Annotated in this window: 17 protein-coding genes; 15 read left to right on the top strand and 2 right to left on the bottom strand. The window is 45.2% G+C overall.

Going from position 1 to position 25565, the window contains the following annotated elements; genetic code table 11:
• Positions 1-138: 138 nt before the first annotated feature.
• The 12 genes from IEY46_RS21140 (at position 139) to IEY46_RS21085 (ending at position 18857) form a co-directional block, all read left to right on the top strand.
• Positions 139-4917 (top strand): stalk domain-containing protein, encoded by a 4779-nt coding sequence (locus IEY46_RS21140; protein ID WP_188994748.1) that lies wholly within the window; start codon positions 139-141, stop codon positions 4915-4917.
• A gap of 2 nt (positions 4918-4919) precedes the next feature.
• Entirely contained in the window at positions 4920-7337 is a 2418-nt protein-coding gene (locus IEY46_RS21135; protein WP_188994745.1) for a X2-like carbohydrate binding domain-containing protein, read from the top strand.
• A gap of 251 nt (positions 7338-7588) precedes the next feature.
• On the top strand, positions 7589-9208 hold the full coding sequence (locus IEY46_RS21130; protein ID WP_188994743.1) for a type 2 periplasmic-binding domain-containing protein: 1620 nt from the start codon (positions 7589-7591) through the stop codon (positions 9206-9208).
• 72 nt (positions 9209-9280) lie between these two features.
• On the top strand, positions 9281-10246 hold the full coding sequence (locus tag IEY46_RS21125) for an ABC transporter permease (RefSeq protein ID WP_188994742.1): 966 nt from the start codon (positions 9281-9283) through the stop codon (positions 10244-10246).
• A 15-nt stretch (positions 10247-10261) separates the two neighbouring features.
• Positions 10262-11152: a carbohydrate ABC transporter permease gene (locus tag IEY46_RS21120; protein ID WP_188994740.1), complete on the top strand. Its 891-nt coding sequence runs from the start codon at positions 10262-10264 to the stop codon at positions 11150-11152.
• Between the two features lie 38 nt (positions 11153-11190).
• Positions 11191-12180 carry a Gfo/Idh/MocA family protein gene (locus tag IEY46_RS21115; protein ID WP_188994737.1) on the top strand — a complete coding sequence of 330 codons (990 nt, stop codon included), beginning with the start codon at positions 11191-11193 and terminating at the stop codon, positions 12178-12180.
• A complete protein-coding gene (locus IEY46_RS21110; protein ID WP_188994735.1) occupies positions 12180-13190 on the top strand; it encodes a Gfo/Idh/MocA family protein in 1011 nt (336 codons plus the stop codon). The genes IEY46_RS21115 and IEY46_RS21110 overlap by 1 nt, the downstream gene beginning before the upstream one ends.
• Before the next feature lie 57 nt (positions 13191-13247).
• Positions 13248-14111, top strand: coding sequence for a sugar phosphate isomerase/epimerase family protein (locus tag IEY46_RS21105; protein WP_188994733.1), 864 nt, complete (start codon positions 13248-13250; stop codon positions 14109-14111).
• A gap of 214 nt (positions 14112-14325) precedes the next feature.
• Positions 14326-15432: an alanine racemase gene (locus IEY46_RS21100; protein WP_188994731.1), complete on the top strand. Its 1107-nt coding sequence runs from the start codon at positions 14326-14328 to the stop codon at positions 15430-15432.
• Positions 15433-15540: 108 nt separating this feature from the next.
• A complete protein-coding gene (locus tag IEY46_RS21095; protein WP_188994729.1) occupies positions 15541-16866 on the top strand; it encodes a M20 family metallopeptidase in 1326 nt (441 codons plus the stop codon).
• Positions 16867-17014: 148 nt separating this feature from the next.
• On the top strand, positions 17015-17773 hold the full coding sequence (locus tag IEY46_RS21090; RefSeq protein WP_188994727.1) for an SDR family NAD(P)-dependent oxidoreductase: 759 nt from the start codon (positions 17015-17017) through the stop codon (positions 17771-17773).
• A 106-nt stretch (positions 17774-17879) separates the two neighbouring features.
• Complete coding sequence (locus tag IEY46_RS21085) at positions 17880-18857, top strand: Gfo/Idh/MocA family protein (protein WP_188994724.1); 978 nt, start codon at positions 17880-17882, stop codon at positions 18855-18857.
• A gap of 145 nt (positions 18858-19002) precedes the next feature.
• Here the strand turns inward: IEY46_RS21085 and rbsK are convergent, their stop codons facing one another.
• Both rbsK and rpe read right to left on the bottom strand, forming a co-directional pair.
• Positions 19003-19938, bottom strand: coding sequence for a ribokinase (rbsK, locus tag IEY46_RS21080; RefSeq protein ID WP_188994722.1), 936 nt, complete (start codon positions 19936-19938; stop codon positions 19003-19005).
• Between the two features lie 37 nt (positions 19939-19975).
• Positions 19976-20644 carry a ribulose-phosphate 3-epimerase gene (gene rpe, locus IEY46_RS21075; RefSeq protein ID WP_188994720.1) on the bottom strand — a complete coding sequence of 223 codons (669 nt, stop codon included), beginning with the start codon at positions 20642-20644 and terminating at the stop codon, positions 19976-19978.
• Positions 20645-20895: 251 nt separating this feature from the next.
• Between rpe and IEY46_RS21070 the strand changes: the two genes are divergently transcribed.
• The 3 genes from IEY46_RS21070 (at position 20896) to IEY46_RS21060 (ending at position 25554) form a co-directional block, all read left to right on the top strand.
• Positions 20896-22659, top strand: coding sequence for a cache domain-containing sensor histidine kinase (locus IEY46_RS21070; RefSeq protein ID WP_188994718.1), 1764 nt, complete (start codon positions 20896-20898; stop codon positions 22657-22659).
• Positions 22660-22664: 5 nt separating this feature from the next.
• Positions 22665-24113, top strand: coding sequence for a response regulator transcription factor (locus IEY46_RS21065; RefSeq protein WP_188994716.1), 1449 nt, complete (start codon positions 22665-22667; stop codon positions 24111-24113).
• Positions 24114-24234: 121 nt separating this feature from the next.
• Positions 24235-25554, top strand: a complete 1320-nt coding sequence (locus IEY46_RS21060; RefSeq protein WP_188994714.1) for an ABC transporter substrate-binding protein — start codon at positions 24235-24237, stop codon at positions 25552-25554.
• Positions 25555-25565: the final 11 nt, after the last annotated feature.

The raw sequence follows: 25565 nt of genomic DNA, 5'->3' as shown, positions 1-25565 counted from the left end.
AGGAGGGCATAAGCTAGTTTGCGTTTTCGGCAGTAATCTGCATCGTCAAAAAATGATAAAAGCCATTAAATCGTGAATGTGTATACAATGGACGCGTAAGAACATCAATCATGTTGTATAAAGGAGGAACTGAATCAGATGCTAATTGAAAGCGCTTTACGAAAAAAGAAATATCGATTTGAAATGAGGGTAATGAGTTTATTTCTCGCAATGATCATGATGACCGCCTCTATGTTTCCTTCCCCACCCATTCATGCCAATGATGCGGAGGAGACGATCAACGTTTATGTGAATGGCGAATTAGTGTCGTTCGCCGATGATGAGCAGCAGCCGGTATGGAGCGGCGGTGATGCTGTGCTTGTACCTCTAACAACAATTGCTGTCAAAGCAGGATGGATGATTGAGCCGATACAGGGTCCCAATCAGACAGAACAAGTCAACGTGTTTAACAACAGTGGGACATTCATTGAGGTTAAGGCAGACGAAGGCAGCATTGTCTTGAACGGGCAAGTTGTAGACGCAGAAATAAATCCGGTCGTTATGAATGGCGTCGTGATGGTTCCATTAAAGACAGTTGGTGAGCTATTGAACAGCCAATTCGTATGGGATGAGATTGATCGAGCCGCCTATCTATTAACGCCGCTTTTCCCAACCTATTTGAATCGATGGGCAATTGTGCCTGAATCGACGACTCAAGCACTGACTATCGATGGCAGGTTGGATGAGCCGCTATGGGGGAATTCAGCGAGTCTCGACAAGTTTACGATGATGAATTCGCACGCTCCTGCATGGCCACAGCCCGAGGTGAAGATTACCTATGATCAAGACAACATGTATATTGGGGTACGAACGTTGCATCCGCAGGATGAAGACCTAACATCGCAGCGTGGGATACATATTATGTTGTCTCCAGCCAATTCGAGTGAAACCTACTTTAATATTCCAATCGTTACGCAGAACGGCAATATTAACGTTGCTCCTAATTGGGGGCCGGGGCTGATCGAATTGACTGATTTTACAACGGAGACTTATAAAATGAGTGCTGCCGGTCCGTCGGATCCGGTTGAGTGGACGACTGAAATTGCAGTTCCGCTTGATACGCTTCAAGCAGACGGTCACGTGTCGGATGAAGAATGGAAGCTTAACGTTGTAACCTATAAGGTGATTGACAATCATCCGATTTTTCATACATGGTATCCTGTGTTTCGGTCCTTTTATATGGATCAAGGAACGAGTGCGGATCGGCCGGTTCCGAACTACTCCATTCGTGCAGACATCGTTCATGAAGGTCGAATGGGACGATTGTTTTTTGACAGCCTGCCCCAATCACTTATAGCAAACACAACGATAGAGAATATAACGCCTTGGGAGCCGGAGCAGTTGACTATGGAATACAAAAGCGTGACGGAGAAAGGTTTTTCGCTGCTAGCGCCAGAGATTAATCCGGAAACAAGCGAGCTGCAATTAACATGGAAATCCCCTTCAGGCATACGTACAATTCTGGAAAATGTATCTTTTTCCAAGGTGGGTGAACGTGTAGTTGTCACATTCCAGCATCCGATTGCTGATGAGCCAGGTGCGTACGAATTAGAGCTTGCACTTATGCAGCCTGGAAGCACGACAGCTGAGTGGACGGTCTTAGCCATTGACGGGCAAGAGATGATTGCAGCGGGAGTGCGTTCATTTGCCCATCAAGTTGTGACACCAGAGGTAACGAAAGCTCATGTTGAGCTTAGTCCAGCATCTGCGGCTGAACCATTGGTGAGTCTTATACCGGAGAAGGTTGGGTTTATTTGGCTAGGCGATCCTTCTAGGCCGGAGATGGATCCTAATAATTTATTCTCATGGAATGTAAATAATCCGGATGTTCTTGTGTCGCTGGTGAGCGGCCTTACGTTTCCGAATGCTGCTTATCCGGAGACTGAGGTTTTATCTGTGAAAAACCGTAAAGGAGAAACCGTTGACTACCCATACTTTGAACAAGAGGGTAAACGGTACTTTATTAGTGCCCATCTATGGTATAAGCAACGGTTACATGCGATCACGCAAACGAAAGCCAAAGCAAGCTCCGATCCGAGTACGGCAGCGCGGATGCTTTATCGATTTGCTCAAGTGTATGAAGGATATGTGCCTTCGAATGACTACCTCTGGCGGCAATATCCAATCGATCCGAATAGCGGAGCGCCAAATGCTTATTGGGGCGGAGTGTGGTCCAGATGGTTTTATAACGATTTACCATCGATTCAAAGTTTGCTTGAAGCTTTTGAAATGTTGAAGAAGACGGATGTTTTCGAGCAACTAAGCGCCGAGGCCGGTGAAAATGTGGAGCGTAGAATTGTGGAAAATATGTTTAAAGCATCCGCAGACTTTATTCGTTCCTATGCCATTTTCAATGGGAATATGGATCCTCAGATATGGTCTGGATACCTTGCGATAGCAAAGGCTATCGACGAGCCGGATTATGTGCATGAAGCCGTATCTCTGATGAAGGAATATTTAAGCCGGACGTACTTGTCCGATGGCTTTTTTATGGAAGTAACGACCTCCTACCATGATCAAAGCACGAATGGGCTTATTCAATCTTCGACGAAGTTGCAAGACTGGGTAGATCCTGAAGGGTATATATCACCACGGACTGGAACTAGGCTCGATGGCTTGGATCTTGCCGAGGGATATCCTATGTTACAAAAAGCAAAGGACATATCACAAATGCTCGTTTACCCTAATGGATCAGTATTCCCTCTGAATGACACATGGGCATTCGAGAAAAAAAATCGCCTCGAAACAGGCTCCTTGCTGCTGCCCGCATCAGGAATTTCCAGAATTTCACGTAATAGTGGAGATAGAGAAGCACAACTATACATGACCTTCTCACCCAAGTACGGACATAATCATCTTGATCCGCTTAATCTAGGTTTATTCGCGAATGGTCTGGAGTTGTTGCCGGATATTGGCTACACCAGTACGCTATATCGCTATCCATCGGTATCGACCCTCGGTCATAATACGGTTGTTGTAGACAGTTCAGATATGGATGTGCAAACCAGTCGCGATGGCGGCAGTCTCGAATTGTTCGCGCCGATCGGTCCCACGATGCAGGTGATGAGAGCGCGTCAAGAAAATGCTTATCCCGGTGTGGAGCAATACAGTCGTGAGCCATGGTATATCGGCTTTCCACTTGGTGATGGCAGTGACGGTTATGTCGTAGACGTATTCCGAATTGCAGGTGGAAGCCGTCATGAATATACACTGCAAGGAGACGCTAACTACGATACTACCTTGGAAACCGATCTTCCTTTAACGGACTATGGTCCGAATTTGTTAGCTCCCGGATCAACCTGGGTGGAAGCGACAAGACAAGCAGAGAAAGGTTCGGCAAGTGAGGATCAATATCCTGGCTATATTTATATGAAGGATATACAGAGTGCCCCTGTAGTGGACGGCCAGTATGAGCTGGATTTCGTGACAAGAGACAATAATCAATTAAAAGGAAAGCTGAAGGTTCGAGGTTTTGCGGGTGAAGGAGATAATGAACTGCTTATCGGTAACTATCCATCACTTAAGATGACCAGGTTAAATAGCAAAGCGCTGGACACGAATGAGGAAGCTATTCAATACACGATGCCGAAATTTGTTGTACGCAGAGAAGGCGCGAATTTGAAAAGCACATTTACAACCGTATTGGAACCTTATTCGGGACAATCGGGAACGATTATTGAGCAAGCGAAAGTATTGAACGCAGATGCTTCGGAAACGGGCAATGTGGCGCTTGAAGTCACTTATGGCAATATAACGGATCTTATTTTTAGTTCCAACAATCCCGATGAGCCTTTCGTGGTTGGAGACGTTAAGCTTCAAGGGAAGATGGGCTTTATCCGCATGGAAGACGGCATCGTACAGTCGATGACGCTTGTTGGCGGAACATTGCTCAAGAAAGGGTATTATGAGGTGACGGATACCGGCGCGGCTACGGGCAAAATTACAGATGTACTCCGGGTTGCAGATGGGCATGTCGACAACGCATTTGTTACCGATACTGTAGTTTCACAAGAAAATATCGGGAAATACATGATTGTTACGCACCCGGATGAAACGTCGCATGGCTATAAAATTAAGGATATTGCAACTACAGCAGGCAGCTCAATCCTTATTCTCGACGATATGGATCCAGGTTTCCGCATCGGGGCGGATGGAAGTTCGCGGATGACATCCTATCCGATGAAGCAATGGATGGGGGACCATCGGTTTGTCATTGATAACATTGCTACAGACATCCAGGCTGGCAAGCTGTCTGTCGTACCGGAACGCTCGAATATCGCTGTTGGTGAACGTGCATCATTATCCGTGTCTGTTCTTCAGGGTGATGGCACACCGATCGATTTAGCTCAAGTAGAAAGTGTTGAGTATGAAAGTAGTGATTCTAGCATCGCGACGGTTGAAGTTGAAGTCGATGGTACGATTCGTGTCGCTGCACTTTCACCAGGTATGGCGATGATCACGGTTACTGCGATTTTGAATGGAATTGAAATGAAACAGACAGTAGCCATTTCTGTCATGGGAACGACGCAGCCGATACGAATAGGGACGATAGAATTTACAGATTTGGTTGACAATGCCGTTACCGATTTGAACGGCATGTCTCAAATTCGCATTAAGGCTCAAGTAGATAATAGTTCGGCAAGTGATCAGTCAATTCTATTGATCGTTGCTTTAAGTGATGTGAACGGAAATGTATTACGGGTGGCAGAGGTGAATAAGGTGATTGCGACAGGAATGTCGGAAACGATTAGGGCAGATTTGGATGTTAGTGATCAAACAGCAGGATCATTTCTGAAAATATTGTTTTGGAACAGCAAAGAGGGGATGCAGCCTTATTCCTCAGAGATGCAATTTCCGAACGGAACGGGAGGTAATTAAATATGCAATGGAAATTCCGGCCTATTGGTACGGCTGCCGTATTGGCAATTCTATGTGTCATACTTAGTCTCACTCATCTAGATCGTACAGAGGCGGCTTCAACGCCATTGGAATATGATTTTTCGAAGATCGGTCTGATGTACTCTAATGGAGTAGATCAACAACCGACAAGTCACTCCCATCATCTAAGACTGATTGGTGATCAGAAGACGGTCAGTCCTGTGGTATACGGGACTGCCTTCATATCACGAATATACAGCACGTTAAACGCACCTGTCCGTTCCTTTCAATTTGATGTCCCAGAGAACGGCTTGTATACGATTTCCCTGAAAGGGGCGCTGTCGATAGACGGCGGTTATGCTGATATTTTTTTGGATACGGATGAGCAGCAGGATGGCGGAATTAAAATTATATCAGACTTTGACTTCCACAAACATCCCGAGGATTCTAGTTATCGCACGATTGAATCGGCGGATAAGCATATTTTGTCAGAAGGCTCCCATACGATTACATTCAAAGTAAAAGGGAAATCGGTTGGCGACGGAGCGATACACATGCTGCCTAATATGCTGATCCTGACTCCGGTCGAGGAATCTCCCGAGACGCTCGAATTGAATTTCAAGGATTTATCATTGACCGATCCGACCACGGGCTGGTATTTGACGAAGTTAAACCCAGGCGACTATCCTCGTGTTGCGATTAAGTCTTATGGAATTGAGCTAGGTTCTTCGACACGTGTACCGCTTCGTTCCTTTAGCTTCGTCATCGAGCAAGCGGGACTATACGAAATTGATTTTACAGGTAATTTAATTTCTGGATCTGCCGGTATGGCTGACATTTATTTGGATACCGACATCAATGAAGCCGGCGGAACGAAGGTGGTGGATAGTTTCGATTTTGCTGAAGTGGATTACGGGCCGCTGAAAACGGTCGCCTCCCCAAAGGCTGTCTATTTATCCGAGGGGCTTCATAAGTTCACGTTCAAGCTGCTTCGTGATGGAGCTGGAACTACGGTAGGCTACATTTATCCTCATTCGTTCTTGCTGACCAAGCTGGAAAATTCAGTTTCACCGGCAGTTGTTGCTTTTGATACTGCTCAGCCACAAGATGTTGTTTTTGCTTTAGATACGCATGCAGATGCGATTCTGCTTGGAATTAGGAATGGCTCGGAATTGCTGCAAGGCGATATCGACTATTCGATCGATAACGGCATCGTAACGGTGAAAAAAGAGTATTTGCTAAACCAAGCACAAGGAGAACTGCTGCTTACCTTTGATTTTACTAATAAAAATGATCCGTTCGCTCAGATTGATATTATCGATTCGACACCGACTGCTGAGCCGAACATCGTTTATTTCAACAAAAATGAGACGGTTCAATCGGATATTGCTATTCAAATAAAGTCGAATGGATATACCTTTCAGCGCATTCGCCAAGGAACGAAGTCGCTCATTAGGGATAGGGATTATACCGTCTCATCCCATGAGATCGTGTTGAATAAAGATTATTTGCGGACGTTAGACGTAGGTACTGTACAATTGAATCTTGATTTTATTGGCATCAATGGACCTGTGATTGAAGTCATCATTACAGATACCAGCTCCAAAATTAGTCCGGAACGAGTCGGTTTTGCGAAAGGGAGTTTTATGCAGTCGGATATTTCCATTACGCTCCACCCTAATGGGGCTGCGGAACTAACCGACATCGTTAACGGAAACCAAGCATTAGTGCGAGACGTTGATTATTCCCAATCCGGCAATAACATCTTGCTGAAAAAGCAATATGTATCAGCTCTTGCTGCAGGTACCGCGAGGTTGACCTTTGTAATGAGCGATGGCAGCAGACCTGCACTGCTCGTATACATTGTAGATGCTGAACCGGCCGTTGCAGAGATAACCGCATTATCAGCAGAGGCGGTTGCGGATACCGTTACAGTCGAGGGGACGATCGATTCGGGGGCAAATCAGCAAATTACAATGACTGTTCACGATCCGAACGGGCAGATGGATTTTATCGGTCAAACCGTTAGTGGAGAGAACGGGCAGTTTCTTTTCTCCTATACGAAAAGCAGACATATCCAAGGGACATACATTGTCGTCGTCGGAGGAGAGCAGGTGGCATATCCTAGTGAAACGACTTTCACTTACTCGTACGAGATTCCGATGACCACAACGATGATGCTCGACTTGCTCGATGAGTATCGGGGAGAAATTTATTCGGAGGCGACTTATTATCTATTAAAGCTTCATTTAGTAGTAATAGGGCATTATGAGCAACAGGGAGAAGCAGGCAAAGTGGTTAAGCATATGGAAGCCTTTAAGCTGCTGCTTGGTCAACTGAACACTCACCAAATCATTTCCGAGCAGGCGTATAACGCCATGACGACAGCAACGGATACTTTAATTGGACAATGGCGGTAAGCAGGCAGAGATTAGCTGGCTGCTAGATAGGTAACTGACTATACGGCGGAAGAAGCAGTTGCTCAGCTGATTGTTCTTTTCTTGAATAGACTAATCTTTGTTTGATACGATGCGATCTTCCGCTGAAATTGCTGTAAAAAGTCGAAATTCAAAAAAGATAATTGTGTGATAAAAAGCGATATGGGAGTATGGAACTATCGACAGCATGTGTTGGCAGCGGAGAGGATAATCCAAATATGGAGGGGATATTTTTGAACGCAGTTAAAAAGGGATGGATCATCCTACTCGCATTAACGTTCGTATTGGCCGCATGTTCATCTAACGGTACGGATACGCCGAAAGCGACGAACAGCAGTACCGAAAGTCCGAGTGATAGCGGTTCCAAAGCGAGTGCTGAGCCAACGGAGCCAGCTAAAAAAGAAAAAATCAAATTAAATTGGTTCGTGCAGTCACAGCCGAATACAAACCTGCCTGATGGTGATTTAGATTTCGTTAAGAAAGTAATTGAAGAGAAATTCAATGTTGAATTGAAGCTGGACTATATGATTGCCGGTCAAGATTACATTAACAAAATAAATTTACTGCTCGCATCGACGCCGCCGGATATGTGGCGTGATGGAACGCCAGACGGTGGTAACCAATATGCAGTAGACGGACTACTGGCTGATCTGACTCCGTTTATTTCGCCGGAAACGATGCCGAATTACTTTAAATACTGGATAACCGAGAAGGAGCTTGCGTCGTATCAGGTTCAAAATCAATTTGCGAGAGCAGCAGTTCCCTTTGGCCGCAATATATACCGGGCTTATTATGTCCGAGAAGATTGGTTGAAAAATCTAGGATTAGATCTCCCGACCAATTATGACGAATATTTAAATGTATTGCGTAAATTTCGCAACGAGGATCCGGATCGTAATGGAACGAAGGATACGTACGGCTTCACGTCGGCGGGCGGTGGCACTAGTGTAGGATTGGAATGGCCTGAATATATAAAGCACGGGCTGACCTTCCCTCGAAAGATCGAAGATAATCGCTACGTCGATATGCAGACCGATGAGAAAATAGAGCTTGTATTCGATGATATTTCGAAAGTGATTGCGGAAGATTTGATTGATCCTGACTGGTTCTTGAATAAAAATCCGCAGCATATCGAAAAGGCGATCCAAGGTAAAGTGGGAATCGTTCTAGGGTCTAGAGCAGACTTTGCTTTTGATAGCAATCCACAAAGTATTCAAGTACGTACACAACAATTATTCCCGGAAGCTAACTGGGTGCCGATGAATATATTCCCGGATACGTCAGTGGCAGTGAAACCAGGGCCGGGTCAGCCGTTTCTATTCGCTAAGCAGGTAGCCGATAAGGATCCGGAAAAAGTGAAGCGTTCGGTGGAAATTTTAGATTGGCTTGCTGGTGAAGAAGGATACTTACTAACTCATTACGGTATCGAAGGTAAGCATTATATGAAAGAAGGCAACACGATTAAGCTGGATATGGACGCATTCACGAATGATGTAGTGAAACAAGGAGATTTCTTAAGAATATGGCAATTCTTTGTTAACTTTGAAGCGCCGCAAGTGTTTGATTTAACTGTTATTGATCCGCGTCAGACAGATCGTGACCGGGAGATTTTACAATTTTTCGATACGGTTAAGCTAGAAGAAAATGAAGGCGTATACTATGTACCGCCAGCAGAATTTGATTTGGCTGGCTTCCGCAAACGTCAAGGAGAGCTTCAAACGAAAGCGATTCTTGAAGATAAATCGGGCAAAAACTGGCCGGCATATCGTGAAGAATTAATGACGAAGTATAAAGGAAATGAGCTATTCGAAGCATACAACGAAACGCTGCGTGCCGCAGGGATAATTAAATAGTTTGCATTACCCAAGGAAAGGAGTGAACCCATTCCTTCCTTGGGTTCCGATTGAATGAAGGAGTGGAAAGCTATGAGTAACGCAATATCGGGAGAGCTAGCAAACATTCCAAACGGCCCCGTTAAGCCGAAAAGACGGCTTGCTTTGCGCAGCTTTTATCGCAATCGCTGGTTTTATATTATGATGACTCCTGGCCTCATTTACTATCTTATATTCAACTATTTGCCTATGGGCGGCTTGCTCATTGCGTTTCAAGACTACAATCTAATGAAAGGAATTTGGGGGAGCCCTTGGGTAGGGTTTGATAATTTCCGAGTTATCTTTAATTCTCCGGATTTCTACATTATTTTGAAAAACACATTAATTATTAGTGTATACCGTGTTGTGTTCGGAATGCTTACCGATGTTGGATTAGCATTAATACTGAATGAAATTCGTTCGCAATGGTTCAAAAGAACGGTACAAACGATCACATACGGCCCTTATTTCCTGTCATGGGTCATTGTTTATGGATTAGTCTTTTCCTTTCTAGCTCCTGAAGCTGGCCTAATCAGCACTTGGTTCAAGGATATGGGATGGGGCGCACTGAACTTGTTGACAGATAAGGAATTTTTCAGACCGCTTCTCATTGCCACTGATATTTGGAAAAGTACGGGCTACGGCGCCATTATATATTTGGCGGCACTGGCGACGATCAATCAAGAGCTATACGAGGCAGCTGTTGTGGATGGCGCCGGCCGTTGGAAGCAGCTTTACCACATCACGTTACCGGGTATTCGAGACGTATTTATTTTACTCATGATTTTGCGAATGGGTCATATATTAGATGCTGGTTTTGATCAAGTCTATATTTTCTTGAATGCGCGTGTTTTTGAAACGGGGGATATTATCGACACCTGGGTATTCCGCCGCGGCTTGGAACAGCTTGATTTCAGTGTAGCTGCAGCGACGGGTTTATTTAAGTCTCTTATTGGCTTGATTCTTATTCTTACAGTGAATCGGATAGCTAAACGAATGAATGGATCAGGTATATGGTAGAAAGGAGTGCGGGCGATGTCAATTGTGCTGCATACTTCAAAATCGGATAAAGTGGTGGACGGTGTTTTATATGTATTTTTAACACTGTTCTCGATAGCGACTCTATTTCCACTCTATTATGTGTTTATTGTGTCGATCACACCGTTTTCCGAAGTGTTGCGAAATGGCGGTTTTATTATATGGCCAAGTGAGTTTACATTTACAGCTTATAAGGAAATATTTTCGAGTAGAACGATTCCGGATGCATTAAAGATTACGGTGTTCATCACCGTCATTGGCACGTTTCTAAATCTCGCGGTCACCTCCCTGTTAGCTTATCCGATGTCAAAAAGTCATATCCCCGGCCGCAATTTCATTTTATTGGCTCTGGTGTTCACGATGTTATTCAGCGGAGGATTAATTCCTACTTATTTAGTCATTCGTGGAATCGGTTTGTACAATACAGTGTGGGCTATGATTATTCCAGGTATGGTTTCCACCTTCAATTTATTAATAATGAAAACGTACTTTCAAAATCTGCCCAGCGAATTGGAGGATGCAGCCAAAGTAGATGGCTGTGGAGATCTCGCGACGTTGTTTCGCATCATTCTTCCGCTGTCGATGCCTATTATGGCTACGTTAGGTTTATTCTATGGCGTTACCCATTGGAATGAATATTTCAAAGGCATTATGTATATTACGGATCGATCATTGGTTCCGATTCAAGTGGTTCTGCGGAATATGATTCAATCGGCGAATGTGAGTCAGGAATTAGCGACCACGAATACGCTGGAGCTTGCTCAATTGCCTCCAGAAACGGTGAAAATGGCTACGGTTGTGGTGGCTACGCTGCCGATCCTAATCGTATATCCATTCTTGCAAAAGTATTTCATTAAAGGAATGATGATTGGCGCAATTAAAGGATAGAAAAAAATGCGATTATAACTATTTTAGGAGGAAAAAAAATGAACAAAGTTCGCACAGCTGTCGTTGGATTGAATATGGGGCTTCTCCACGCCCATGCATACAAATTATCCGAAAAGTCGGATCTTCGCTGGGTCGTTGATTTAGATGAAACAAAAGCAAGTCAGGTAGCCGCAGAGCTTGGATGCAAGCATACGTCAGATTGGAAGGCGATACTTGACGATGTTGATGCGATCAGCTTTGCGACGCCGCATCACATGCACGCTCCAATGGCGCTTGAGGCGATTGCTGCTGGAAAACATGTGCTTTTGGAAAAACCGCTTGCCAATAGCGAGGAAGATTGTCTGAAGATCATCCAGGCAGCTGAGGAGAAAAACGTTACACTTATGCTTGCTTATATTGTCCGGTTTCGGGCATCGGTGCAACGATTGAAAAAAGCGCTGGATGAAGAGGAATACGGTAAGCCATTCAATGCACAATGTTGGATTCAAGGCTATATGGCTCCGAATCCCGGCAGTTGGTTCTCACAAAAGGATAAGCTTGGCGGCGGGGTTCTGTTCAGCCATGGCTGTCACTATATCGACCTATTAATATGGCTGCTGGGAGATCCAGTTTCGGTGGCGGGGCTTGGTACGCGGCTCGGAACCGAGTGGATGGAAGGCGAAGGAACGCATCACGGTATTCTCCAATTCAAAAGCGGGGCACTAGCTCATCTTTTCACAAGCTGGGCTACAAAATACAAAAGCCCGCCAGCACTTCTCCACGTACATACAACGGGGGGCTGCTTTATTCTAGGCGACGATAAGCTAGAGGTCGTTACCCCAGAAGGGCGTATAACGTTGTATGAACCGCCACAATCGAAAGTGGCAAATAGCAGCGCTCTGGGCGAGGTCGAGCATTTTCTCGATAGTATCCAAACGGGCCAGCGTCCGATGACAGATGGATATGAAGGAATGAAGTCTCACCGCGCTATCTGGGCCATGTATGAACATCAAGGAACTCCTATTTCTTGGGAAGGGAGACAAGATTAATGTTGAAGGTCGGACTTATCGGTTGTGGGTTGATGGGGGCGCTTCATGCGCGCACATTAAAAACATTTCCCGACGTTACAGTTGCTGCGCTTTATAATCGTTCGCGGGATAAGGCAGAGAAATTAGCGGAAGAAGTAGGGGGGGCGGTATACGATTCATACGAAGAGCTACTGGCACAAGATCTCGATGCCGTCTATATATCTACGCCTGATCATTTGCACGTGGAATACGCAGAAGCTGTACTCGATTCCGGCAAACATTTGTTTCTGGAGAAAGCAATCGCAACCTCATTAGCAGATGGCGCCAAAATCGTGGCGGCTGGTCAGCGGCATCCCGAGCTGAAGGCAATGGTCGGTTACCCGATTCGATTCGATCCGGCTAATCGCAAGCTGAAAGCGATTTTATCACAACCGAATGCGGGGAAGCCTTTGCAAGCTTGGTCGCTCAGGACTCATTTTCTCGATCCACAGCAGACGATTTATGATAAATATCGGGATGAGCATTATGAAATCCCATCCTGGTATTTCGAAGGGGAGCATGCTGTCGGCCCGATCTATTCGCATGGTTCGCATGATTATGATCTGCTTACCTGGCTGTGTGGGGAAGTGGAAAGCGTATTTGCTTATGGAGGTACGTATTTGTTCCCGCAAGATTCGATTGCGGATGGATTTACAGTTTCGCTTCGTTTCCGCAATGGAGGCATTGCGCAAGTGTCTACGCCATGGATTACACGGGTGGAGTACGACATGATTGGAGTAGCCACTGAAAAGCTCACTGTTGTCAACAATAATGGTGAAGTCAGGTATAAGGACGACAGCGGGCCGGAAGAACGGACAACGATCCAACATAACGACATGTGGGAACGTATGCATCGTCACTTTATTGATTGTGTGAAGAATGATACAGCACCGCTAGTTTCGCTGAAGGATGGTTTGCGCGCGATCGCTGTCTCAGAAGCAGCTTACCGTTCGCTCAAGGAACGTCGCGAAGTGTATGTAGAGCAAGTGTGAATTCGACTGAGGAGCATGGGGGATTCGTATCCCTCAGTACTAGGAAGAGGGGTTCAAATGATGAATTCTACTATTAAATTAGGCTGTATGACATTGCCATATGCGAAATATTCATTCGAAAGAGCGCTTGAAGGAATTGCTGCTGCGGGATTCCGTTATGTTTCGATCGGTTTACCTCATGAGGGAAAGCCGGTCTTTAGCGATGGGGTAGCTGGAGAAGCTGCAAAAATTATGCGTTTGCTTGAGAGATATGAATTGAAGCCTGTTACGCTCGTCAGCAGCGACGCTTTTGCTCCATCTCAGCCGATCGAGCGAACGCTGCAAAGATTGGATTTTGCCCAAGAGCTTGGCGTAAAGGAGCTGTTGTCGCTCGGAACGACCAGCTACCGTAAATTTCCCACTGAGCCTATTTCTGCAGAAGAAATGGAAGTGTTAAATGCTGCTTTTGCGGAGAAGTATCGATTGGTCGGAGAGGAAGCCGGCAAACGGGGCTTGGTCGTGACGATTAAGCCTCACACTGGCAATACAGCTACGGCTGCCGTTATAACGGAAACGCTGCAACGAATCGGCTCCCCGCATATATGTGCTTCCTACGATCCGGGTAATGTAAGGTTTTATGAAGGAATTGATCCTGCAGATGATCTTCCTCTCATCGCACCGGAGCTCGTCTCTTTCGTAGCTAAAGATCACCGCGGTGCTCGCGCCGAGCCTAATTTCCCAGTTCCTGGTGAAGGTGACGTTAATTTTAGCTCGATGTTTGCTGCGATGAAGGCTACCGGATTTACTGGAAGCGTCGTTGTCGAGCGACTCGACGATAGAGGCGAACCGATTACTATCGAAGAACTGGATCAAAAGGTTGTGAGGGCAAGAGAGAATTTACAGCGTCTACTAGTTTCCGCCGGTTTTGACTTGGAACACTAATAGTTGAATCAAATGAGAGGCCAGTTTTTGGGTGAATCCGATTGCTGGTCTTTTCATCCTTTTTATTTAAATGAAACAATTTACAATTTATGGATTTTGAGCTATCATTCATTTTATAAAGCATTAGTTTTAATAGATGAAACATTGGATTCGCGAGTCTTGTTCAATAAATAGGTAGAACATTCTTGGGTAGCCGTAATAAGGAGGGTTGGGAATGGCTGGAAATCGAGAAAAATGGTTGGAATTAGATACACCCGCTGTATTGATCGATCTAGATATACTGGATCGTAATTTACGGTATACGGCTGAATTGGCGCACAAGGCAGGTGTGAAACTGCGGCCGCATTTCAAAACACATAAGAACATTTGGATTGCTCAGGAGCAGATCCGTTATGGCGCTTGCGGGATAACGGTCGCCAAGCTTGGCGAGGCTGAAGTGCTGGTTGATGCAGGGATACATGATATCCTTATTGCTTTTCCCATTATTGGCCAAACCAAACTGGTTCGATTAGCTAAGCTTATGAAACAAGCGAACATAATCGTAAGCCTTGACAGCGTGCAGGCTGCCAAGGGGCTTTCTGAATTAAGTATCTCTATAGGACAGAAAGTCAAGCTGTATATCGATGTCAATACAGGATTAAACCGTTGTGGGAGAGAACCTGGCGAAGAAACAGCTGCACTCGTTAAGGAGATCGCTCAGCTTCCCGGCGTGCAGATCATGGGATTGATGACGCATGGCGGCTTTGCCTACGGAAAGAACTCACCAGAGGATCTTCTAGCCGCCGCACAAACGGAAGCAGATGGGCTTATTGAGACCAAACGACTGCTCGAGCAAGCCGGGATTGCAATCCCGGAAGTCAGCGTTGGCTCTACACCCACTTCCAAGTTTATTGAAAACATTAAAGGTGTAACCGAGATTCGCCCAGGTGCCTATGTATACGGGGATGGCTCCCAGCTTTCCATTGGAATTATTACCACGGATGAGTGCGCTATGCACATTATGGCTACGGTCGTTAGCGTACCTCGCATGGGAGCAGCCATTATTGATGCGGGTTCAAAAACATTTAGCAGTGACACCAATTCGTTCCGTATTGGATATGGAACCTTGCGTGATCACCCTGAGGTTTACGTGGAACGTTTAAGTGAAGAGCATGGCATTCTCCATTTACCAGAAGGCATTTCCTATGAAATTGGCGATAAATTGACTTTTCTGCCCAACCACTGTTGCACGGTTTCTAATCTGCACAATGGGCTTCAAGGCATTCGCGGAGATTCATTGGAACGTACTTTAAAAGTCGATGCCCGCGGGAAAATTCGCTAGAAAACTACATATTGAAGGGATGGATCTATTTGGTCGAAATCGACGTTATCGCATATGCTCCCGTCAAGCGAGGCGAAAGCCAGACCACTATAAGGAGAGTCCTGAGACATGAATCGTGAACAAATAACAATAGCGATCCAGCAATGGGTCAAAACACATAGAACCGAAGCGATTGAGCTTGCCAGAAGCCTGGTGCAAATAAATAGCGTTAATCACCCCCCTACAGGCAATGAAGCGGAATACCAGCGTTTTTTTGCAGATTGGATGGTTTCGGAAGCTGCCGAGGTAGACATCTATGAACTTTCTGAGGTGCCAGGCTTACAGGAGCATCCAGCTTATATGGCTTCTCGCCAATATGATAACAGACCCAATGTCGTCGGACGTTTTTTCGGCGCAAATACAGGACCATCGTTACTATTTTCGGGCCATGCTGATACCGTCTATGAAGGTAATGAGCCATGGACATACCCGCCGTTCTCAGGACAGACTGCAGATGGTAAAATGTATGGCCGCGGTGCTTACGACATGAAAGGCGGGATGGCTGCCGCATTAATGGCTGTCAAATGTCTGAAAAATCTTAGCATTCCCATTGCAGGCAATGTATATATTGAGAGTGTTGTGGACGAGGAGCATGGCGGAGCAAATGGCACGCTTGCCGGTCGACTGCGAGGGCCAAATCCAGACATGGCCATTATTCCAGAACCGTCAAATATGAAGCTTTACCCCGCTCATCTTGGTGGTGGGATTTGGAAAGCAACCTTTATAGGCAAGAGCGGAATTGGGTTCGCAGGGGAGGAGCTCATAAGCGCACTTGAGGCTACTGTCGAATTTGCCAACCTGTTGAAAACTTACGATAGACATCGGAAGGAACATCTTGCGGTCCCTGCCTGGTGGCAGGACAGTCGGAAGGCAGAGGTCACCCTGCTCACTATTTTTTCAGGAGATGTGACTCGCGAGCTGCAGGAGAAACTGCCTGCCAGCGGTGAACTGAATTTTTGGATCGAAGGCTATCCCGGCATGACTGGTGAAGAAATTATCAACGATCTATGGAATTTTTATGATGCTCAATTATCCAAATACCCTCATCTGCAAAAATGTAAACCGCTGATTCGCCCATTAATTCGTTATTTGTCTGCTAGCGAAATGAAGCTGGATGCGAAAGGTACTACATTCATACGAACAGTGGCTGAAAGCTGTGAAAAGGTGCTCGATTTCTCACCAGCTTCTCCGGTAGGTTCACCGTTTGCATGCGACGGCTTTATGTTTAATTTATACAGCCATACACCCGCGCTGGTACTCGGGCCTTGCGGTGGAAACGCACATGCAGCCGATGAATTTCTCGATTTAAATTCCTATGAACAGCTTATTCAATGGTACGCACAGATCATTGTCGATTGGTGCGGTGTTCTTGAAGTGGAAGGGGAACTACTATGAAGCTTGCCTTAGTGGTATTTCAAATCGGACAGTGATTTATGGTACATCTCAACCGCACATCGTAAATCAGATATGGAAGAAACCTTGCAAGCTATAGATCGCGTATTGGTTCAATTATAATGACAAGGAAAGGATGAGTTGTTAGCGCATGAGATTAAACAATAAAATAGCCCTAATCACAGGAGGCTCGCAAGGCATCGGAAGAGCGATAGCCGTCCGTTTTGCTGCAGAAGGCGCTAAAGTTGCTATCTCTGGACGTGGTCTTGAAGCTCTTAAAGAAACAGCTGCTTATATTACAGAGCAAGGTGGCCAAGTCCTTATTTTTGAGGGAGATGTCCAGTATAAGGATCAAGTCAATCAGATGGTAGACAGCGTGATTAACCAGTGGGGACGGATTGATATCCTTGTCAATAATGCGGGTGTAAACCACACTGCGGCTTTTCTTGAAATTACGGAGGAAGATTGGGATTGGCATATGAACATCAATCTCAAAGGTACCTTTCTTGTCTCCCAGCGGGTATCTTTGGAGATGGTGAAGCAGAATCAAGGTGGATCCATTATCCAAATGTCGAGTGTCAACGGTCTTGCCGCCGAAGCCGATCAAGCGCATTATAATACCACTAAAGGCGGAATCAACCTTCTGGCCATGTCGATGGCATTGGAGCTAGCGCATTATAACATTCGGGTGAATGCCCTTTGCCCTGGGTTTATAGAAACGCGTCTAACCAAGCCGCTTATTGATAATCCGCCAGCTATAACCAGCTACTTACAAACCATCCCGATGAAGCGTGTTGGACAGCCCGAAGATATCTCCGCAGCTGCTTTGTTTATGGCAAGTGATGAATCCAGCTATATGACGGGACATTGTATGGTAGTTGACGGAGGTCAGATCATCAAGCTTTCGTAACCTCCTACTCCGAGACGATTAATACCTGACCAAGCTGGTCAGCAAATATGGGGATACGGTATTGAAGCGTTCCGGTTATAAATACAGGAAAGAATAGGAGGCTAACATGAGGAAAGTAGCTGTTATTGGTGGCGGAGCCATTGGTGTCGGCCATCTGGAGGCCTTACAATCTATCGAAGGGTTGACCGCATGTGCCATTGTAGAATTTAATCCCTTGAGAGGACAAGAGTTGGCTGATCGTTTTGGCATTCGTGCTTATGTGCTGGAAGACGACATGTATGGGCAAGAGCGCCCGGATATTATAATTATCGCACTTCCACACGATCTGCACAGGCCATCTGCGATTCGTGCTGCTAACCAGGGCTGCCACATCCTTCTAGAGAAGCCTATGGCTCTCAACGTTCAAGAATGCGACGACATTATGGCAGCGGTTGCACGAAACGGAGTACGCTTGATGGTGGGACATACGCAGCAGTATTTACCCGAGAATCGTAAAGCCCGCGAGATCATCGCTGGCGGAGAGCTCGGTGAACTGATTATGATTCATGATGTCCGCCATGCGGATTATTTCCATCCTGACCGTCCAGCATGGTTTTTAGTAAAAGAGGCATCAGGGGGAGGCATTATTGCCAATCTAGGCTCTCATTCCATCGATAAAATCCAGTGGTTATCAGGCAGTCCCATCGCTAAGGTGAAAGCTTCATTAAGCTTTCATGGCAACCGCGGAAATGTGGAGGGAAGCGGAATGTTATTTCTTGAGACCGCCAGCGGTATCCCTGCTTGCATCACACAGTCTGGCTATCCGGGAGTTTCAAGGAACGAGACAGAACTTATTTTTACGAAAGGCATGCTAAAGATTCAAACAGGTGTTGGCGTGTTTATTTCACGCAATCGTAAATATGAGTTGGTTCCAAGTGAACCTACTGCTTCGCCTCTTCTACTTCAGTTACATGACTTGCTCCATAGCATCCAAGAGGGGAAGGACCCAGAGTGCTCAGGGCATTACTCACGTTCGGTTGTATCGGTGTTGGATAGCGCTTATTTATCCCATGAAACAGGGGTAGAGCAGATAGTAGCACAGTAGATAGATCATAGCAGTTGATATTCGTTGTTAAAAAGTAGCAATAAACCGATAAGGCCGCCGATTACTTCGGTGGCCTTATGTGCATATATCGAGAAACGGCGCAAATCGCCAGAAGATTGATGTCTCGGAATGAATTCAATAAGAGTCAGATATCGAGGGTTAGATTACGCGACAGACAGAACGCCTTTACTTCCTTCATCGTAGGAATACCGTCTTGGGCACCGTGTTTTGTCACTTTAAGGGCACTCACGATGGATGCGAATTTAGCGGCATTCGTTAGGCTTTTCCCCTCTGCCAAGGCAAAAGCGAGTGCTCCCGCATAAGAATCTCCTGCTCCTACCGTATCGACTGCGCGGACGGAAACGACATGGATATGCTCGCATTCTCCATCCTGGTACACAAGGGACCCTTGTCCCCCCAGTTTGATGATCGATTTGGCGATTCCATAATGTTCATGCAGATAGATTGCAGCTTCAATGGCGGAAGGGACATCGTGAACGTCAATATGCGTGAGAACCTTCGCTTCTTGTTGATTCGGGACGATAATGTCCGCATACCGAAGAGAAGCTGTACGGATGCCGTCGGCTGGCGCAGGATCCAGCACGACGGTTATACCATGTTTTCTGGCAATTATCATCGCTTGCCTCGTGACTTCTTCGCGTATTTCCATTTGCACGAGCAATATTCGGCTTTTCCTAATCGTATCCTCGCAGGCTTGAATATCCTCAATCGTCAGGCTATCATTCGCACCCTTCACAACGAGAATGGTATTCTCGGCGGAGGAATCAACCGTTACCTGCGCGATTCCTGTCCTCGCATCGCTTACTGTTTGCATATGTTCAACATTGACATGGTTGCTCTGCAAGTTGCTGAACAGCGTTTGTCCGAAGGAATCGTCGCCGACGCAGCCGATGAAGTAAGTTTCTGCACCAAGTTTAGCGCATGCGGTTGCTTGGTTGGCTCCTTTTCCTCCGGGCGAGTATCGAATTTCTTGGCCGAAGACGGTATCTCCGCGCTGCGGATAATGCTCCGTCCTAAAAACAATATCCATCATGGTGCTCCCGACTACTGTAATCGTCACCTGGTTTGCCTCCTTAATGCTTCGTTCTATCGATCTGCTAACCGGCCTGTTCAATCAGCGCTTTGACTTGTCTCACGGAATGCTCCAGCGGTTGTCCCGGGATAAATATGCTCGATGTGCCGCATACGAGCATTTCAGCGCCATTGCTTATCACTTCGGGAATAATCGCGTTGCTGATATTTCCGTCTACTTCGATAGAGATGTCCGGATTCTCCCGATCGATCTTTTGCCTGAGGTCTTTAATTTTGCGAAGCGTACTCGGAATGAACTTCTGACCGGCGAATCCGGGATTAACGGTCATTACACAGACGTAATCCATGCAATCCATTACGTAATCCAACATGCATAGCGGCGTGGAAGGATTAAGCGCAACTCCGGCTTTAAGGCCATAGCTTCTAATTCGCTGAAGCGCCCTCTGTAAATGCACCTTGGATTCCGAATGGATGGATATCATATCCGCTCCTGCTTCGGCAATCAGCTCTATAAACCTCTCAGGCTCTTCGACCATCAGATGCGCATCGAACGGTTTGTCGGTATGCGGACGTAATGCTCTAAGTAGATCGGGTCCCAAAGCAATATTAGGAACAAAGTTGCCATCCATAATATCGAAATGATAAAAGTCTACCTCGGCTTGATCTAACAGGTGGATATTCTCGAGTAATCGGCCAAGATCCGCGCACATTAAAGATGGACCAATTTTCCCCATTTCACACTCTCCCCTTATTATCCAGTTCAATCATTGGTGGAACGATTTATAATCAAACTATATAAATAGGCGAGACCTAAGAGAATGAACGTATCCAACGACTTATTAGAACAAAAAGTAGCGATTTCGAGGCATGATATCAATGATTTGTGCCATCAAGCTATAAGATTTGTTCCATCAGCATCCTACAGTAATCTATTAAAATAAAAGATAGAACGGATCTTAAGACACAGGGGAAGGGAAGCGCATAAATGATGACGATCTATCACAGAATAAAACCGAAAAGATTAAAGACAAAGCTCTTTTTATCCCTGTTCATTCTCATTATTACTCCCTTAATTTTTTTATATCTTTATTTGTTCAACCAGTTTGAAGTGGCCTTGCAGGACAAAATCGTTTCACAAAGCTCCAAAGGCTTGGATCAAGTCCAGCAATCTACCGAGGATCTGATGAGCTTGGTTTATAAAACCTTAGTCATGGTTCAGAATGACAAGGTGATTTACGATGTGTTGACGAAGCCCGAGAAATATACAGAATTGGATCGGGTGCATCTGATCGAGCGGGTATTGAAAAATATCGATAATAGTATTTTTTTATTTAATTCGCAAATCGTGTACTATACCGTGCTTGATGATTATGGAAGCGTTTATACTTCCTTTCCGCCGCAACAAATGTTAGATTATAACGCCATTAAAAACGAGAATTGGGCGAAAGGGTTACATGTCGATCGTCCTTATTTGTGGATTGCGAATGACCCGAATTATGTTTCGCGGGATGTCTCGAGCAGCAAGTATTTGCTGACGCTAGGATCGACAATGAGAGATACGAGCAATACACCATTCAGCTTAGCCCGAATAAGTATCGACTATGAGAAATGGTTTAAAGCCTTCGTGAATAGCGACGAAGAACATCAGTATTACATTATCGATAAGACAGGGGCGCTTGTTTCTTCTTTTAACAGCGAACTCGTGCTCGATACACAAGTCCTCTCTTTCTTTAACGAAACAAAGGAAAAGAGCGGCTTTTATTTCGATCAAGGCTCGGATTCTCTTATTAATTACCGAAGTATTCCCCAATTGGACTGGTACTTCGTTGATATTATTCCTAGAAAAGTTCTCTTCAATGAGATCTGGGATCTTAAAGTTAAGTTTTTTAGCATTTTTATTGCATTTATTGTCCTGTTCATCGCCATAAATATGTTTATTTCCCACAAATTCACCAAGCCATTAACGGTGCTGGAAAAGAAAATGAGCAATATCGTCAATCAAAATTTAAAAATCACGATTTCGGAAAAGAACTATTCGGGAGAAATTCTTCAACTTATACGTTCCTTTAACAAGATGACAGCGGATATGAACAAGATGGTGAAATTATTGAAAGACGAGCAGAAGCAAAGAGAGTTTGTACATTTTCAAATGCTGCTGTCGCAGATCAATCCCCATTTCCTGCTGAATACGTTAAATACGATCAAATGGATCGCCATCAGACAAGGTGACAAAGACATCCCCGATATTTGCGTCTCGTTAGGCAATATTCTCGAAACGAGCTTACACTCGGAGGTGGAATTAATTTACCTCAAAGACGAGCTTAAACTGATTGAGGATTACTTGCTCATTCATGAATTGCGTTACAATGACCAACTTAACGTTGACTATGAATATAACTCGGGAATGGATTATGCGCTTGTGCCGAAATTAAGTATTCAGCCTTTAGTAGAGAATTCAATTTTGCATGGCATATCTGCGCTTAAGGAACAGGGGAACATCATGATTCGTATTTTTACCGAGAATAAGCTTCTATACATTGAGATCGAAGATAATGGGATTGGCATACAAGAACAAAATAAAGCGCAAAAAGGAAGAAGCCGCAAAGGGATAGGTCTGCAAAATTTGAAGGACAGGCTTCAGATCTTATTCAAAGAAGACGGCAAGCTGGAAGTAATTCCTTTAGAGCAAGGGACATTAGTTCGCATGCAATTGCCTTACTTTCTATCAAGACCTTATGAAGGAGGCTGACAACGATGTGGAAGGTACTTCTAGTCGAGGATGAATTGTTTGTAAGAGAATCTATAAAGATGATTGTTAATTGGGAGGAGCTTGGCTTTACAATTCTGGGGGAAGCGGATCATGGAGCAGAAGCGCTGCGGCTGCTTCAAGAAATGCATTTCGATCTAGTAATTACGGATATTAAAATGCCTGTTATGGACGGAGTCGAACTGTTAAAGCGAGCAAGAGCGCATGATTTGAATTGCAAGTTCATCATGTTGAGCTGCCTGAACGAGTTCGAATATGTGAGACAGGCTCTGGAATATGGCGCTTCGAATTATATCCTGAAGCTGTCCATGAGCGTATCCAGTCTAGTCGAATCCTTATCCAAGATTAAATCGGAGCTTGAGGTGCGTAACCAGTTCGCAGACCAGAAGATCAATTCTTACTATGGGCAGATTTGGCGCAGTATTAACGAGCTGGATCAAGATGAGCATGTACCTTCCGTCATCTCGGAGCTGCAGCATTTCAACCTCACGATCGTATCCGTCATTCGCGGCGAGGAACGATGGGGTGCCCAAGAATATAAGCAGGCTTTGCCTTTTATTCAATTCCGCTGCACAGAAGCAACTCATCTGTACCACAGTGACGGTCTGACTACCGTATTTGTCTGGCACAAGCCGGGAATAGTGATCGTTGAAGCCCCTGCAGCCTATCAGAAATATGCGATCGTGTATGCAACCGATATTCACCATTCGAAATTGAACATGCAATGGAAAAGATTGATTCAACAGTTGGGTTCCGCGTGGTACGAGGGGACGAAAGGGGTATTTTCCGTGGATGACATCGAATACAAGGAATCCGCTCCCTATTTTGCATGGAGAAAAAAACGAGAGCTCGTGTCCAGCTTTGAAAAAGGAGAAGAAAAACGTTGCTATGAGCTAGTCGATGAAATATGGATGGATATGCGCAATAGTCATTTGACGATGATTGACGCGAAGAGAATAGCAGCGGATGTGGATTATACGCTCTATTCGATGATCCAGAAGGGAAGCCACAATCAAAGCGCGTTGTTTGATGCAAGAGATCATGAGGAATTGAAGCAAGCGATGATAACGAAACTGCACGCTTACTTGGAAGCCTATAATCAAACGCAGCCCGCGATCATAACGGATCATCCGGAAGTGAATAAGGTTATTGCATACATCAACGAGAATTTTCACAAAGAGATTTCGGTGAAGAGCATGGCGGCTCTGATTTCTATGGACGAGAATTATTTCAGCAGTTTATTCAAAACCAAGACAAAAGAAAGTCTGATCACTTACGTGCATCATCTTCGGATCAACAAAGCGATGTTTTATTTAACGCAGACAGATCTTACGATTAATCAAATCTCAGACCAGGTAGGGTTTAACAATATTAATTATTTCAATCGGATTTTCAAACGAATTACGGGAACGACTCCTTCGCAATACCGATACTAATACGGAATCGAAATTCAATGGTTTTGTTCTAATCGGTTAATGGATATGTTCATTCTTTTGATCTTCAATCCTTTATATGATGGACAGCGTAAGATCAAAAACAGATGGAGGTCAAAAGAAGATGAAGAAAACAGGCATCGTTCTAGTGCTTATGTTGATTGTAGTATCTGTCTTATCCGCTTGCTCAAGTAACGGCAATAACAGCAAGGATTCGAGCGGGCAAGCAGGAGCATCGACCGAACCTTCGAAAGATGTAGTGAAGCTGACGTTCTGGGGAGGAGTACCGCCCGAAGCGGGTCCGCAAGAGATCGTGGATAACTGGAATAAAGCAAATCCTAATATCCAAGTGACCTACGTTCGATATGTAAACGATGACAGCGGGAACTTGAAACTGGATACGGCTCTCATCTCGGGCCAAAGCGTAGATATATTCGCAAACTATACGAAACCCTTGTTAGCCAAACGGGTATCGTCCGGATCGGCACTCGATCTAAGCCAATTCACGGATTATGGCATCGATGACAAGATGGGTCCGGGTGCAAAGGAATGGGCAGTGGATGATAAATATTACGCTATGCCGACAAAGAGAAACATACATTTCGTATGGATGAATAAGGATGCTCTTGATGAAGCGGGGCTTCCCGTTCCAACGGATTGGACGTTAGCGGACGTTGAGAAATATGCGAAAGCGCTGAGAACCGACACGAGATGGGGATATGCAATGTTTCCGTTCTGGAGAGATATCGTTTCGTTCGACGGATCTTTGGCGGTACAGGGATATGTCAAGGAAGACGGAACCTCTAACCTTGGCGCGCCTATCGTGTCAGAAGCTTTGCAGCGCCAATACGATATGATGCACACTTCTCAGGTGAGCCCGCCTATCAGCTTGATCGAGACGACGAAAATGAATTTAATCGCTGAGTTTTTGGGTAATAAGCTGGCAATGCTGAATGCGGGAGAATGGGTTTTCCGCGATGCTAATAATGGGAAGGATTATCCGCGCGACTTCAAGGTTGCATTCGCTCCATTGCCGCGAATCACGCAGGAGCAAGACGATTTCAGATATTTGGGCGGCTTGGGTGATGCCCTCGCTATTAATGCCAAATCGGAACACAAAGAAGAAGCTTGGCAGTTTTTGAAGTGGTACGCTGACGGCGGCATGCTGCCGATGGCGAAGGGAGGCCGTATTCCGGCATCGAAGGATGCGGATCAAGCTAAGGCTCTCGAGTTATTGCTAGGCGACTCGAAGGATAAGTACGACGTTGAGTCTCTTCAGAGAATTCTAAACAACGATCTGCCTACTTTCCAAGTTACGCTTCCGCAAGAAGTCATTGATATTAGACGCGAAGAGTTCGATAAATACTACATTAAATCCCAGTCCTTAGCGGACACGATTAACAATGTCGTCAAGAGACACAATGATTATATGAAGCGGAAATGACGCTGCATTAA

The organism is Paenibacillus nasutitermitis (genome assembly GCF_014641075.1).
GTDB classification, from domain to species: Bacteria; Bacillota; Bacilli; order Paenibacillales; family Paenibacillaceae; genus Paenibacillus_Z; species Paenibacillus_Z nasutitermitis.
Note: the sequence above shows the minus strand (reverse complement) of the source record. Positions and strands in the feature narration are given on the sequence as shown.

Bases quoted from the DNA above. Each gene is read 5' to 3' on its own strand.
- IEY46_RS21120 (WP_188994740.1), top strand. From the start codon at position 10,262: ATGTCAATTGTGCTGCATACTTCAAAATCGGATAAAGTGGTGGACGGT.
- IEY46_RS21115 (WP_188994737.1), top strand. From the start codon at position 11,191: ATGAACAAAGTTCGCACAGCTGTCGTTGGATTGAATATGGGGCTTCTC.
- IEY46_RS21060 (WP_188994714.1), top strand. From the start codon at position 24,235: ATGAAGAAAACAGGCATCGTTCTAGTGCTTATGTTGATTGTAGTATCT.
- IEY46_RS21135 (WP_188994745.1), top strand. From the start codon at position 4,920: ATGCAATGGAAATTCCGGCCTATTGGTACGGCTGCCGTATTGGCAATT.
- IEY46_RS21110 (WP_188994735.1), top strand. From the start codon at position 12,180: ATGTTGAAGGTCGGACTTATCGGTTGTGGGTTGATGGGGGCGCTTCAT.
- IEY46_RS21140 (WP_188994748.1), top strand. From the start codon at position 139: ATGCTAATTGAAAGCGCTTTACGAAAAAAGAAATATCGATTTGAAATG.
- IEY46_RS21105 (WP_188994733.1), top strand. From the start codon at position 13,248: ATGATGAATTCTACTATTAAATTAGGCTGTATGACATTGCCATATGCG.
- IEY46_RS21090 (WP_188994727.1), top strand. From the start codon at position 17,015: ATGAGATTAAACAATAAAATAGCCCTAATCACAGGAGGCTCGCAAGGC.
- IEY46_RS21125 (WP_188994742.1), top strand. From the start codon at position 9,281: ATGAGTAACGCAATATCGGGAGAGCTAGCAAACATTCCAAACGGCCCC.
- IEY46_RS21085 (WP_188994724.1), top strand. From the start codon at position 17,880: ATGAGGAAAGTAGCTGTTATTGGTGGCGGAGCCATTGGTGTCGGCCAT.
- IEY46_RS21100 (WP_188994731.1), top strand. From the start codon at position 14,326: ATGGCTGGAAATCGAGAAAAATGGTTGGAATTAGATACACCCGCTGTA.
- IEY46_RS21095 (WP_188994729.1), top strand. From the start codon at position 15,541: ATGAATCGTGAACAAATAACAATAGCGATCCAGCAATGGGTCAAAACA.
- rpe (WP_188994720.1), bottom strand. From the start codon at position 20,644: ATGGGGAAAATTGGTCCATCTTTAATGTGCGCGGATCTTGGCCGATTA.
- IEY46_RS21070 (WP_188994718.1), top strand. From the start codon at position 20,896: ATGATGACGATCTATCACAGAATAAAACCGAAAAGATTAAAGACAAAG.
- IEY46_RS21065 (WP_188994716.1), top strand. From the start codon at position 22,665: ATGTGGAAGGTACTTCTAGTCGAGGATGAATTGTTTGTAAGAGAATCT.